The organism is Streptomyces beihaiensis, assembly GCF_026274175.1.
Classification (GTDB): domain Bacteria; phylum Actinomycetota; class Actinomycetes; order Streptomycetales; family Streptomycetaceae; genus Streptomyces; species Streptomyces beihaiensis.
In genome coordinates, this window is record NZ_JAPHNL010000002.1 from 22891 (window position 1) to 35910 (window position 13020).

Sequence of the window (13020 nt, forward strand, 5' to 3'; positions counted from 1 at the left end):
CGTTGGCCGCGCCATCGCCGCAGGTCAGAGCGGGATCGGACGGAATTGTCAGTGGGGGGTCCTACCGTCGACGACATGACTCAGCAGGGGGTGCGCTGGACGGCGGATCAGGTGCTGGCACTGGCGCCTGACGCCGCGTCACGCAAGGCGGGAAGCAGACTCGGGGTGCCCGGTCCGTGGTCGGAGACCGGCGGTTCACAGGAGGGGGCGGTATGGGGATTGTGCAGAGGAAGCGGCAGCAAGCCGTATCAGACGATCGTGGACACGGGCGCCGGCGGGCGTGCTGAAGCCGGTGGGGGTTCGGGTGCTGACGGGGGTTCGGGTGCCGACGTGGGTTCGGGCATCGGCTCCGGCCCGGGATACAAGTGCAGTTGTCCGAGCCGCAAGTTCCCGTGCAAGCACGCGTTGGGGCTGCTGCTGCTCTGGGCGGAGGGCGAGGCCGCTGTTCCGGGCGGGCGGACGCCGCCGGAGTGGGCGGAGCAGTGGCTCGCGGGCCGCAGGCAGCGGGCGGAGGGGAGGCAGTCGGCGCGGGCGGCCGCACCGTCGGCGGGCTCCGCACCGGCCGACCCGGAGGCGGCCCGGCGCAGAGCGGAGCGCCGCGCCCAGCGGATCACCGCGGGTGCCCACGAGCTTGAGCAGCGCCTCGCCGACCTGCTGCGCGGCGGCCTCGCCCACACGGAGCAGGCGGGATACCGGATGTGGGAGGAGACAGCGGCCCGTATGGTCGACGCCCAGGCGCCCGGCCTCGCCGCGCGCGTACGGGAGTTGGGGGCGATACCGGCGTCGGGGCCGGGCTGGCCGGCGCGACTGACGGAGGAGTGCGCGCTGCTCCACCTCCTCGACCAGGGCTGGCTGCACCGTGCGGAGCTGCCCGAGGACCTGGCGGCGACGGTGCGCGCCCGCGTCGGGCTGCCGCCCACCGAGCCCGGACGTCCGCTGCGTGACCGCTGGCTGGTCCTCTCCCAGTACGACACCTCGGACGGGCGTATCACCACGCGCCGCATATGGCTGTACGGGGCGCGTTCGGCCCGCACGGCGCTGCTTCTGTCGTACGGGGCGGCGGGCCGCAGCCCGGCCCTGGCGCTGCCGGTCGGTCTTGCGCTGGACGCCGAGGTGGCGCCGCACCCCGGTGCGGCGGCGCTCAGGGCGGAGCTCGTCGAGCAGTTCGCCGCGCCGGAGCCGGGCGGCGCCCGGCCGCCGGGAGTCGGCGTGGGCGCGGCGCTCGCCGCCTACGGGGAGGCGCTCGCGGCCGACCCGTGGCTGGATTGGTGGCCGGTGACCCTGGCGGAGGTCATACCGACTCCGACGCCGGACGGCGGCTGGCAACTGGCGGACACCGACGGCAAGTCGGCCCTGCCCGTCCCCGCGCAGGCGGCGACGTCACCCGGCCTGTGGCGGCTGGCCGCGGTGTCGGGCGGTGCGCCGGTGACGGTGTTCGGCGAGTGCGGGCACGCGGGATTCCGCCCTCTGGCGGCATGGGCGAAGCAGGCGGATGAGGTCATCGCGGTTGGCTGAGGCCGGCGTCTCGCGCGTCGGCCGGACGGAAAGGGATCGGCGTCAGCCGCCGCGGACACGGACAGCAGAGCGGAGAAAGGCAGGAACGTATGACGACTTCCTCGATATCCACGACATCCACGGCTCCCACGGCCCCCACGACCCCCACTCACCCCGACACTCCCAGGACTCCCAGAACTCCCACTCACCCCGACACTCCCAGAACTCCCGCGCACGCCGACGCTCCCAAGTCCCCCGTCCACCTCGACACTTCCCATACCTCCACACACCCCACGGCCTCCGCAACCTCGGCGGTTGCCTTCGACGGGGGCGGGCTGGGCTGGAACGGGCTGGGCTGGGACGACCTGGTCACCACCGCGCTGCTCGGCACGGAGCGGCGGCCGTCGGCCGAGGCCGACGCGCTGTGGGACGAGGCGGCCGTGCTGACGGTGCGGCGGCGGGCCGGGCTGCGTCCGGGCGCGGCCGCGAAGCCGCCCGAGCCGGCCGACGACGATCCCCGACCGCCGTTGCCCGCCGCGGCCAGGCGCCGCTTGGCGATGCTGCTCACCGACCGGCCGGGCGCCGGCACGACCCGCCGCGGCTCCACGCCCGATCTGCTCGAACTACTGCCGCAGTGGCTCTCGACGGCAAACGCGCACGGCTACGCGCCGCCGCCCGAACTACTGCCCGCGCTGCTTGACGCGGCCCGCGGGCGTACGGATCTGCGGCCGCAGGTCCTCGCGTTCGCGGGGCCGCGTGCGCTGTGGCTGGCCCGGCTCAACCCTGATTGGAGGTTCGCGCTGCGCGCCGCGCCCGGGGCTGGTGCCGCGCTGCCCGATCCGGAGGACGCGGAGCGCGTACGTCGGCTCTGGGAGGAGGGGTTGTTCGCTGAGCGGGTGGCGCTGCTCGCCGCGCTGCGGGCGAGAGCGCCGCAGAAGGCCCGTTCCCTGTTGTCGGGGACGTGGCGGACGGAGCGTGCCGAGGACCGTCTCATGTTCCTCGACTCGTTGCGTACGGGCTTGGAGGACGCGGACGAGCCGTTCCTCGAGCAGGCACTGAGCGACAGAAGCCGTAATGTCCGGGCGACGGCGGCCGAGTTGCTCGCGGCGCTGCCGGGCTCCGCGCTCGCCGGACGGATGGCGGAGCGCGCCCGGTCCTGCGTGGCCCTGGACCGTACGACGGGCGCGGTCGTCGTGGAGGCGCCGCACGAGTGCGACGCGGGCATGGAGCGTGACGGTGTCGCGGCGAAGCCACCGGCGGGCCGGGGGGAACGGTCATGGTGGCTGGGCCAGTTGGTGGAGGCGGCACCGCTCGGCTGCTGGTCCGACCGGCTCGGCGGTGGCACACCGGAGGAGATCGTGGCGCTCGACGTCGCCGACGACTGGCGCGGCGAGCTGCACGCCGCGTGGTGCCGGGCCGCCGTGCGACAGCGGGACACCGGCTGGTCGCGGGCGCTGCTCGGCGCGCCCACGGCGTCCGGGGCGACGGGGCCCGGGGCCGTGTCGTCGGCGGAGCGGGCGAAGCTGCTCGCGGCGCTGCCGGATGCGGAACGGGCCGGGTGGGTGGCGGAGTTCATAGCGGCGCACGGCCTGTCCGAGGCGTTCCAGCTGCTCGGGGTGTGCGCCACGCCCTGGGCCCGGCCGCTCGGGCGAGCCGTGATCGACGCACTGAACATCGCGCGGGACACGGGGAGTTACCCATGGAGCTTCAGCGGAGTGATGGGCCTGGCCGAGCGGTGCCTGGACCCCGAGGAGTCGGGGCATCTGGACACGCTCACGGCGGCCGTGGAGGACCCGGAAGGCACCGCGCCGGGATCCGGGGGGTACTGGGCGGAGGCGTTCCAACGGCTGGTCGGCACGCTGCGGCTGCGCCGCGACATGCGGGCGGAACTGGCCCCGCCCACGCCGTAGCCGCCGGCCGGGCCGCACCGCGCCTGCCTCCGAGCGGGCGGGGGGCCGCGCCGATCCGCGACTCCGCCACGTGGACACGGCCGGCCGCCCCGCACTCGCGCCCGGCGGCGAATCACCAGCCCCCACGGCTGAAAGCCACGGGGCTCCGCCCCGGACCCAGCTCCTCAAGCGCCGGAGGGGCTTGGTCCGGCGACGGCGGAGCGCTACGCGTCGGCCGGCTGACGGACGTTGGCCCTGACCCAGTCGACGATGGACGCCGTGGTCGCGCCGGGCGTGAAGATCTCCGCGACGCCCTGCTCCTTGAGCGGCGGGATGTCGGCCTCGGGGATGATGCCGCCGCCGAAGACCTTGATGTCGGCGGCGTCACGCTCCCTGAGGAGCTCGATGACCCGGGCGAACAGGGTGTTGTGCGCGCCGGAGAGGATCGACAGGCCGATCGCGTCGGCATCCTCCTGGATCGCGGTGTCCACGATCTGCTCGGGCGTCTGATGCAGCCCCGTGTAGATGACCTCCATACCTGCGTCGCGCAACGCCCGCGCGATCACCTTGGCCCCGCGATCGTGGCCGTCGAGGCCCGGCTTCGCGACGACGACGCGGATCGGACCGGCTGCCACACCCATCACTGCCTCCCTGAGCGAATGAAAGCGTCTGAACTCCCGGGGCCCTGGTACCACCCGGGCTTCGGATGCCCGATTCGGATGCCCGATTTCGAGCGACCGAGTGAACGAACGTTATCGACAGCATCCCGCAACCGGCCGTTTCACGGTGCTGACCGAGGGGGAAATCACACGGTGGGACACATTCGCTGCGCGCCACGACCGCACCAGGCGGCTCACCCGTCGCATCCGGGACAGGCGCGAGGGGAGCCGCTACGAGGTCGCCGGGCCACCGCGCCGACAGCCGCACGGCGCGGTGGCGCGGTGTTCCGTCCGCCGCGCCACCGGGCCGGTCATCACAGCGCCCACGCATCGGTGCGCACCGTGGCCGCCGTCGGCCTCGCCGCGGTTCCCCGTGAGGGCACACGGGGGACAGAGGCGTCCTTCCGGGTGCCGACGGGAGGTCGGCCGATGAAGGTCACGAGTGTTCTGCCCTTGACCGCACTCCGACAACGGCTGCCCGCGAGGCTGACCGGACTCTCGCTCGCGTTGCTCAAGGCGACCGCGCTCGAGCTGGCGATCCTCGCGGGGCATCTGATCCTTTATCCCTCGGGCGTGCTCCCCGAGCGCCGACATCCCCGCGCGCTGCCATCGGCCCGGCTGCCCACGGCGGACGGGCCGCCCGTCCTGCTGCTGCACGGCTTCATAGACAACCGTTCGGTGTTCGTCCTGCTGCGCCGCGCCCTGGAACAGCACGGGAGGCAGCACGTCGAGTCGCTCAACTACTCGCCTCTGACCTGCGACATTCAGGCCGCGGCGACGCTGCTCGCCCGTCGCGTCGAGGACGTGTGCGCGCGGACGGGCCGGCAGCGGATCGACATCGTGGGGCACAGCCTGGGCGGACTCATAGCCCGTTACTACGTGCAGCGTCTGGGCGGGGACGCACGCGTGCGCACCCTGGTCACGCTCGGCACGCCGCACGCGGGCACCCGGGTGGCGCCGCTCGCCGACGCGCATCCGATCGTGCGGCAGATGCGTCCGGGCTCGTCGGTGGTGGAGGAACTGAAGCGTCCGGCGCCGGGGTGCGGGACGCGGATCGTGAGTTTCTGGAGCGACCTGGACCAGCTGATGGTGCCGCTGGAGACGGCGTGCGTGGACCACCCCGACCTGGACGTGCAGAACGTACGGGTGACGGGCATCGGGCATCTCGCGCTGCCGGTGCACCCCGCGGTCGCGGCCGGCGTGCGTCGGGTTCTGGACACCGGGCAGGCGGAGGGGGGCCGCCCCGCGACGTCGACCGGCGGCATGACCGTGGCGTGAGCGTCGAACGAACCTCGAACTCAGCGCCAAGGCTGCGCCCATAGTCCACCGAAAGGAAGCGAATTGCCCGTTTCCGCGGGCATGAGGCCGGTGGAAGATTGTCGTGCCCTCGTACCGCCGGGTACAGTCACCGCACTGCTCTGGCAGCCCCTGTTGTCGAGGCGAAAGAGAAGTGGGTGAACGACCGTCATCCGTCGGGTACCGCGCACTACGCGGCGTACGACGGTTACTCCACGACCAGCTTCGCCAACGACCCGCTCTTCGGTGACCTGCAGGGCGACGACGACCCCTACGACACCGGCTCGTACGACACCAGCACGTACAGCACCGGCTCATACGAGACCGGCACGTACGGCACCGGCTCGTACGACACCAGCACGTACGACACCGGCTCATACGAGACCGGCACGTACGGCAACGGCACGTACGAGACGGCCACGTACGACACCGGGCAGTGGTCCACCGACCCGGGACAGCACCAGTATGCTCCCGCCCCTGCGCCCGCGCCCGCGCCCGCCCACCCCCACACCGAACCCGGATACGGGGGTTCGTACGGAGGCGCCTGGCACGAGCAGCTCGGCGCGATTCCCGCGCAGGGCGGGGCGGCGGCGGCCGAGCAGTACCCGGGGCACGAGCAGCAGACCGGGCAGTGGGACACGGCGGCTTACGCGACGCAGACGGACGCGACGCGGACGTTCGAGGTCCAGGACTTCGGCGCCACCGAGTTCGACTCCGGCGCGTACGACGCCACGCAGTGGAACTCCGCCGGTGGTGACACGGGCCCCGCCGCGCCCGGAGTCATCGCGCCCGAGCCCGTCGCGGACCCCGAACCCGAACCCGAACCGGCCCCCGCGCCGGCGTCCGCCCCGGTCCCCCGCACGACCCGCGCCGCGTCACGCGGCCGTGGGCGGCGCCGGACCCCCGCCAGGCGGTCCGCCCTGCTCAGCGTGGCCGTTCCCTCGGTGTGCGTGGTCGGGGTCGCCGGGATCGCCGCGGCCGCCGTCGGTGTCGGTGGCGGCGACGACGGCAAGGACGCGCAGGCCGCGGCGGCACCGGACCCCACCGCCGTACGGCCCTCGGCGGCCAACAACAAGCTGGACACCCAGTTGCGCGGCCTGTCCGCGGGCGCGGACGACTTCGCGGACCGGGCCAGCCGCACCCAGGAACGTATCGACCTGAAGGCCAAGGAGGAGGCGGACCGCAAGAAGGCGGCCGCCGAGGCCAGGCGCAAGGAGGCGCTGCGGCCGAAGTACGCCCTGCCGGTGAAGCAGCACGGGCTGAGCGCCTACTTCGGGCAGGCCGGGATCAACTGGATGTCCGTGCACACGGGCATCGACTTTCCCGTCTCGTACGGGACGCCGGTGATGGCGGCGACCGACGGCACCGTCGCCACGAAGTGGAACAGCGCGTACGGGAACATGCTGATCCTCACCCGCAAGGACGGCACACAGACGTGGTACTGCCACCTGTCGTCGTACGTCGTGTCGAGCGGCCCCGTGAAGGCCGGTGAGGTCATCGCGCACTCCGGCAACTCGGGCAACTCGACCGGCCCGCACCTGCACTTCGAGGTGCATCCGCACGAGGGCGCGGCGGTCGACCCGCTGCCGTGGCTGCGCTCGCACGGTCTCAACCCGACCTGACCCCGTCTCGCCTCCGCTCCGCGCCGCCACGACCGTCGAGCCTGCCCTGCCGTCCGCCCGCCGCAGCCGGCCCGCCCGCCGCTACCGGCCGGGTCGCCACTGCCGGTCCGGCCGCCACAGCCCGGTCGGGCCGCTACAGCTTCTCCACCGGCGCGTACCGCAGCAGCAGGCGCTTCGGCTTGGGGTCGCCGAAGTCGATCGTCGCCTCCGCGTTGGCGCCCGTGCCTTTGACGCCGACTACCGTGCCGAGGCCGAACTGGTCATGGGTGACGCGGTCGCCCACGGCCAGCGAGACCACCGGTTTCTCGGCGGCCCCCGCCCCACCGCGGCGCGTCGCGAACGCCGGGGTCGAGCCCGTGCGCGAGCGCGACGACGACAGGGACGCCGCGATGCCGCCCGCGGGCCCGCGCAGCCCGGACGAACCGGATGAACCGGATGAACCAAACGAGCTGGAGGAGGCGGACGGCGTGGAGGCGCCCGTCCGCTTCCAGTCCAGGTGGGCGGCCGGGATCTCCTCAAGGAACCGGGAGGGCGGGTTGTAGGACGGCTGGCCCCAGGCGCTGCGCATCGAGGAACGGGTGAGGTACAGCCGTTCCCGGGCGCGGGTGATGCCGACGTACGCCAGGCGGCGCTCCTCCTCCAGTTCCTTGGTCTGGCCCAGGGAACGCATGTGAGGGAAGACGCCGTCCTCCAGGCCGGTGAGGAAGACGACCGGGAATTCGAGGCCCTTGGCGGTGTGCAGGGTCATCAGGGTGATGACTCCGTCGCTGTTCTCCTCATCGTCCGGGATCTGGTCGGAGTCGGCGACCAGCGCGACGCGCTCCAGGAAGTCGGACAGGCTCCCCGCCGCCTCCTGGCCACCCGCGACCTCCTGGCCGTCCGCCGCCGTCCCCTCGCCGTCCGTCGCCGTCTCCTGGCCGTCCGTCGCCGTCTCCTGGCCGTCCGCCGTCGTCGCCTCGCCGTCCGCCGCCGTCCCCTCGCCGTCGGCCACGCCCCCGGCTTCCTGCTCGAACTCCAGCGCGACGGCCGCGAGTTCCTGGAGGTTCTCGATCCGCGTCTCGTCCTGCGGGTCGGTGGAGGACTGGAGCTCGGCAAGGTATCCGGTGCGTTCGAGGACGGCTTCGAGCACGGTCGCCGGACCGGCGCCGGACTCGACGATCGTGCGCAGCTCCTCCATCAGCGTGTTGAACCGCCGTACCGCGTTCGACGAGCGGGCCGCCATCCCGTACGCCTCGTCGACGCGGCGCAGGGCCTGGGCGAAGGAGATCTTCTCGCGTTGCGCAAGGGCGTCGATCATGGCTTCGGCGCGGTCACCGATGCCGCGCTTGGGCACGTTGAGGATGCGGCGCAGCGGGACGGAGTCCTCCGGGTTGGCCAGGACCCGCAGGTAGGCGAGGATGTCCCGGACTTCCTTGCGCTCGTAGAAGCGGACGCCGCCGACGACCTTGTAGGGCAGGCCCACGCGGATGAAGACCTCTTCGAAGACGCGGGACTGGGCGTTGGTGCGGTAGAAGACGGCGACGTCGCCCGCCTTCGCCTCGCCCTCGTCCGTCAGCCGGTCGATCTCGTCGGCGATGAACTGGGCCTCGTCGTGCTCGGTGTCGGCGACGTAGCCGGTGATGCGCTCGCCCGCGCCCGCGTTGGTCCACAGGTTCTTGGGGCGGCGCGACTCGTTGCGCTCGATGACGGCGTTGGCGGCGGAGAGGATCGTCTGCGTCGAGCGGTAGTTCTGTTCGAGCAGGATCGTCGTCGCGTCCGCGTAGTCCTCCTCGAACTGGAGGATGTTGCGGATGGTCGCGCCACGGAACGCGTAGATCGACTGGTCGGCGTCGCCGACCACGCAGAGCTCGGCGGGGTCCGCTTCCTCTCCTTCCGTCGGCCCGACGAGTTCACGCACCAGGGCGTACTGGGCGTGGTTGGTGTCCTGGTACTCGTCCACCAGAACGTGGCGGAAGCGGCGGCGGTAGTGCTCGGCGACGTCCGGGAAGGCGCGCAGCAGGTTCACCGTCGTCATGATCAGGTCGTCGAAGTCGAGGGCGTTGGCCTCCCTCAGCCGTGCCTGGTACATCGCGTAGGCCTGGGCGAGGGTCTTCTCGAACCCGTCGGCCGCGGTCGCGGCGAAGTCCTCCTCGTCGATCAGCTCGTTCTTCAGGTTGGAGATCTTGGCGCTGAAGGACTTCGGCGGGAACTTCTTCGGGTCGAGCTCCAGGTCGCGACAGACCAGGGCCATGAGCCGCTTGCTGTCGGCGGCGTCGTAGATCGAGAACGACGACGTGAAGCCGAGCTTCTTCGACTCGCGCCGCAGGATGCGCACGCACGCGCTGTGGAAGGTGGAGACCCACATGGCGTTGGCGCGCGGTCCCACCAGGGACTCGACGCGCTCCTTCATCTCGCCCGCGGCCTTGTTGGTGAAGGTGATCGCGAGGATCTGGCCGGGGTGGACGCCGCGCTCGGCGAGCAGGTACGCGATGCGGTGGGTCAGGACACGGGTCTTGCCGGAGCCCGCGCCGGCGACGATGAGCAGCGGGGAGCCCGCATGCACGACGGCCGCCTTCTGGTTCTCGTTGAGCCCCTCGAGGAGCGTCGCCGGGTCGACGGCAGGTCTCGGGGCCCCGTCGCGGTAGTACGCATCCCGGGGCGGCGGCGTGTCGAACTTCCCGCCGAACAGATCGTCCGGGATCGGCTCGGAGGCCCCCTCGTGCTCGGGGTCCGTGTCCTCGGGCGGCGGCGGGGGCTCCTCCGCGCCGTTCCGGAGGCTCGCCAGGAAGTGATCGTCAAAGAGGCTGCTCATCGCTCTCCGAGTCTAGGTCCCCCCGCCGACACTCCGCCCAGCCCTTCCCCGAAGGGGCGGGAACCACCCTCGTCACGCTGTGCGTACGCTCCCGCACCCCGCGCCAAGGTCACGAAAATGTATCGGGCATATCGACCATCAACCTTCACAGCAGCCACACGAGTTGGCTACGGTGCAGCGCGGGCAGCCCGTCCCCCCGCCCGCGAGAAGACGCGGCGAGCGGGCAGCCCCCGCCGAGTCCCGTACGCCGAGAGGCAGGGAACCGGGGACCCAACCGACCTTGGGGTGAATCGGCCGACGGCCCGGCACGACAGGCACGACAGGGCAGTTGACCGTAGGGCAGCCTTCCGTACGACGCACGAGCTGTACCGCCCGAACCCGACAGCTAACCCGGTAGGCGGACCACGGAAGGAGTCGCCTCCCTTGGCGTCGCACCGCAAGCCGCGCACCCGCCCACTGATGTCGGTCGGCCTCTCGACCCCCGCGGTCGGCATCACCACCGCCGCCCTCACCTCGGTCGCCCTGCTGTCGCAGACGGCGCAGGCCGCCCCCGAGCGGCCGGCGAGGAAGCCGACCCTGGAAGAGGTGCAGAAGAAGGTCGACGGCCTGTACCATCAGGCCGAGGTCGCCACGCAGAAGTACAACGGGGCGAAGGAGCGGACCGACAGCAAGAAGAAGCAGGTCGACAAGCTCCTCGACGACATAGCCGAGCGCACGCAGAAGATGAACGCGGTCCGCGAGCAGTTGGGCCAGTTCGCCGCCGCGCAGTACCGCGACGGCGGGATCGGCGACACGGCGCGCATGTTCCTCACGGACAACCCTGAGGACTACTTCACGCAGAGCCACCAGATGAGCCGGATGACGGACCGGCAGCAGAAGGTCGTCGACGACTACCGGACCGAGCAGCGCGCGACGGCGCGCAAGCGCGTCGAGGCGCAGAAGGAGCTGACGCAGCTCACCTCGGCGCAGACGGAGCTGAAGAAGTCGAAACAGGCGGTGCAGGCCAAGCTGGCCGACGCCCGTGATCTGCTCTCCAAGCTGACCGCCGAGGAGAAGGCGCGGCTGGCGGAGATCAAGCGGAAGCAGGAGGAAGAGGCCCGCAAGAAGGCCGCCGAGCTGGCCCAGAAGCAGAAGGAGGCCGAGGAGGCCGCCGCGCGGCAGAAGGCGCAGCAGGACCAGCAGTCCGGCTCGGGCACGTCCGGCTCCGGCACGTCCTCCGGCTCCACCGGCTCCTCCACGTCCAGCTCGTACGCGACCCAGGCCGCCAAGGCCCTCGCCTTCGCCAAGGCGCAGATCGGCAAGCCGTACGTGTGGGGCGCCACGGGCCCGGACTCGTACGACTGCTCGGGGCTCACCCAGGCGGCGTGGAAGGCGGCAGGGATCTCGCTGCCGCGCACGACGTGGGACCAGGTGAAGGTCGGCAAGACGGTTCCGCTGTCCGACATCCAGCCCGGTGACCTGGTCTTCTTCTACGACGACATCAGTCACGTCGGCCTCTACCTGGGCAACGGCATCATGATCCACGCCCCGAAGCCGGGCGCGTACGTGCGCGAGGAATCCATCTACTACGGCGGTGCCGGCATCATCCACAGCGTGGTGCGCCCCGCCTGACGTACTCGCGGGGTTACGTTCGGGCGGTGCCAGGCCCGAACGTAACCCCCCACTCCTCCGGCTCCTCCGGCTCCTCCCATTCCCCCCGTTCCCACCGCTCCCCCCATACCCCGCATACCCCCCGCTCCTACCGCTCCCGCTACTGGTCCCAGCTGCCGCCCGCCGCGGGTGCCGCCGTGATGGCCACCGGCATCGTGTCGGTGGGCCTGCACACCGTCGGCCCGGAAGCGCTCTCCGTCCTACTCCTGGCACTCGGCTCCGCCCTGTGGCTGGTACTGGCGTACGACTACACGGACCGGTTCGTTCGCGACCGGGCCCGGTGGGAACGCGAGGCGGACTCGCCGCCCGCGCTGACCGCCGTCGCCGCGACGACCGTGCTCGGCACGCGGTACGCGCTGCTGGGCTGGGACTGGCTCGCCGGGGTGCTGCTGGTGATCGCGGTGGTGGTCTGGCCGGTGCTGCTGTACGTCGTCGTACGGCACTGGCGGCCGAGGATGCCCGGCGCGGTGTTCCTCGGCACCGTGGCCACGCAGGGGCTCGCCGTGCTCGGGGCGACGCTGTCGGCGCGGCTCGGTGTGGCGTGGCTGGGCTATGCGGCGATGGTGATGTTCTGGTTCGGGCTCGTGGTGTACGTGGCCGCGTTCATGCGGTTCGAGCTGCGCCAGGTACTCACGGGGGCCGGGGACCACTGGGTGGCGGGCGGCGCGCTCGCCATCTCCACTCTGGCCGCGGCGAAGCTGGTCCTGGCGGACCGCGCCGAGGGGCTGTGGAACACCGACGAGAGCCAGGTGCTGCGCGACATGTGCGGCCTGCTGCTCGCGTCGGCGGCGGCCTGGTACGTGGTGCTCGCCGTGGCGGAGCTGGTGGAACCGCGGCCGCGCTACGACGTGCGCCGCTGGTCGACCGTGTTCCCGATGGGCATGACCGCGGCGGCGACCCTGGCGGTCGCCACCGCGGTGGACACGTCCTGGCTGACCGGTCCCGGCCGGGTGCTGGTGTGGATCGGGCTGGCGGCGTGGCTGGCGGCCGCGGTCGGGGCGGGACGGGTGGTACGACGGGCGTCGCGGGGCGCCCACGGCACAAAGACGCCGACCGTCAGGTCCACAGGACCGCGATGAAGATGTTGGCCATGGTCAGGCCGCCGACCGTGGCGAAGAGCCCCTTCTCCGCCGTCTCCTCGTCCCTCTTCACGTAGACGATCCCGAGGATCACGATCAGGATCGCGAGCTTCACACCGATCTTGATGTTGTTCACGGTCGAGCCTTCGGCCTGATTGAGGCCGACGAGAGCGACACCGGTGACGAGCATGGTCAGCGCGCCGTGCAGCATGCCCTTGCTGAACCGGGCCGTGCCCTTCCCGATCGCCGGCATCTGTGCGAGGAATCCGCCGAGCAGCGCGGCGATGCCGATGATGTGCAGGCCGACGAAGAAGTGGAGGAGTACGTCCATGGACCGGAGCCTAACCGGGCGTCTTCGGGCACCGATCCGTCACCCTCCCCTCCCACTCGCACACTACTTACAACAAACCGGTCACTTGCGAACAATCCGTCACCAACCCGTGACGTAGAGGTTTAGCGTCCTTCGCCAGGTGACCGGCTCCCCTCCACCGCCAGAACCCGGGGCGGGCAGCCGGACACCACCGCCGAGAAACCCGGCGG

9 protein-coding genes and 1 riboswitch are annotated in these 13020 nt (G+C 71.9%); of the genes, 6 read left to right on the top strand and 3 right to left on the bottom strand.

The genetic code is table 11. The annotated features are described in order from the left end of the window. Positions 1–75: 75 nt before the first annotated feature. Both OFY01_RS00895 and OFY01_RS00900 read left to right on the top strand, forming a co-directional pair. Positions 76–1515, top strand: coding sequence for an SWIM zinc finger family protein (locus tag OFY01_RS00895; RefSeq protein ID WP_266595296.1), 1440 nt, complete (start codon positions 76–78; stop codon positions 1513–1515). An 89-nt stretch (positions 1516–1604) separates the two neighbouring features. Continuing rightward, positions 1605–3404, top strand: a complete 1800-nt coding sequence (locus OFY01_RS00900; RefSeq protein ID WP_266595298.1) for a DUF5691 domain-containing protein — start codon at positions 1605–1607, stop codon at positions 3402–3404. Between the two features lie 203 nt (positions 3405–3607). Here the strand turns inward: OFY01_RS00900 and OFY01_RS00905 are convergent, their stop codons facing one another. After that, positions 3608–4024: a cobalamin B12-binding domain-containing protein gene (locus OFY01_RS00905; protein ID WP_266595300.1), complete on the bottom strand. Its 417-nt coding sequence runs from the start codon at positions 4022–4024 to the stop codon at positions 3608–3610. Between the two features lie 447 nt (positions 4025–4471). Here OFY01_RS00905 and OFY01_RS00910 point away from each other — a divergent pair, with 447 nt between their 5' ends. Continuing rightward, entirely contained in the window at positions 4472–5320 is an 849-nt protein-coding gene (locus OFY01_RS00910) for a lipase family alpha/beta hydrolase (protein WP_266595302.1), read from the top strand. 176 nt (positions 5321–5496) lie between these two features. Further along, positions 5497–6960, top strand: a complete 1464-nt coding sequence (locus OFY01_RS00915) for a M23 family metallopeptidase (RefSeq protein ID WP_266595304.1) — start codon at positions 5497–5499, stop codon at positions 6958–6960. A 133-nt stretch (positions 6961–7093) separates the two neighbouring features. Here OFY01_RS00915 and OFY01_RS00920 read toward each other — a convergent pair whose 3' ends face one another. Beyond that, a complete protein-coding gene (locus tag OFY01_RS00920) occupies positions 7094–9751 on the bottom strand; it encodes an ATP-dependent DNA helicase (protein ID WP_266595306.1) in 2658 nt (885 codons plus the stop codon). Positions 9752–9972: 221 nt separating this feature from the next. After that, positions 9973–10166, top strand: a riboswitch (cyclic di-AMP (ydaO/yuaA leader). Between the two features lie 8 nt (positions 10167–10174). Here OFY01_RS00920 and OFY01_RS00925 point away from each other — a divergent pair. Both OFY01_RS00925 and OFY01_RS00930 read left to right on the top strand, forming a co-directional pair. Beyond that, positions 10175–11362 carry a C40 family peptidase gene (locus OFY01_RS00925; protein ID WP_266595308.1) on the top strand — a complete coding sequence of 396 codons (1188 nt, stop codon included), beginning with the start codon at positions 10175–10177 and terminating at the stop codon, positions 11360–11362. A gap of 152 nt (positions 11363–11514) precedes the next feature. Then, positions 11515–12480, top strand: a complete 966-nt coding sequence (locus OFY01_RS00930; RefSeq protein ID WP_266595377.1) for a tellurite resistance/C4-dicarboxylate transporter family protein — start codon at positions 11515–11517, stop codon at positions 12478–12480. On the opposite strand, the gene OFY01_RS00935 is transcribed toward OFY01_RS00930, so the two are convergent. Beyond that, a complete protein-coding gene (locus OFY01_RS00935; protein WP_266595310.1) occupies positions 12458–12811 on the bottom strand; it encodes a hypothetical protein in 354 nt (117 codons plus the stop codon). The genes OFY01_RS00930 and OFY01_RS00935 overlap by 23 nt on opposite strands. Between the last annotated feature and the right edge of the window lie 209 nt (positions 12812–13020).

Coding starts and splice junctions, on each gene's coding strand:
- OFY01_RS00920 (WP_266595306.1), bottom strand. CDS start 9,751: ATGAGCAGCCTCTTTGACGATCACTTCCTGGCGAGCCTCCGGAACGGC.
- OFY01_RS00935 (WP_266595310.1), bottom strand. CDS start 12,811: ATGGACGTACTCCTCCACTTCTTCGTCGGCCTGCACATCATCGGCATC.
- OFY01_RS00905 (WP_266595300.1), bottom strand. CDS start 4,024: ATGGGTGTGGCAGCCGGTCCGATCCGCGTCGTCGTCGCGAAGCCGGGC.
- OFY01_RS00895 (WP_266595296.1), top strand. CDS start 76: ATGACTCAGCAGGGGGTGCGCTGGACGGCGGATCAGGTGCTGGCACTG.
- OFY01_RS00900 (WP_266595298.1), top strand. CDS start 1,605: ATGACGACTTCCTCGATATCCACGACATCCACGGCTCCCACGGCCCCC.
- OFY01_RS00910 (WP_266595302.1), top strand. CDS start 4,472: ATGAAGGTCACGAGTGTTCTGCCCTTGACCGCACTCCGACAACGGCTG.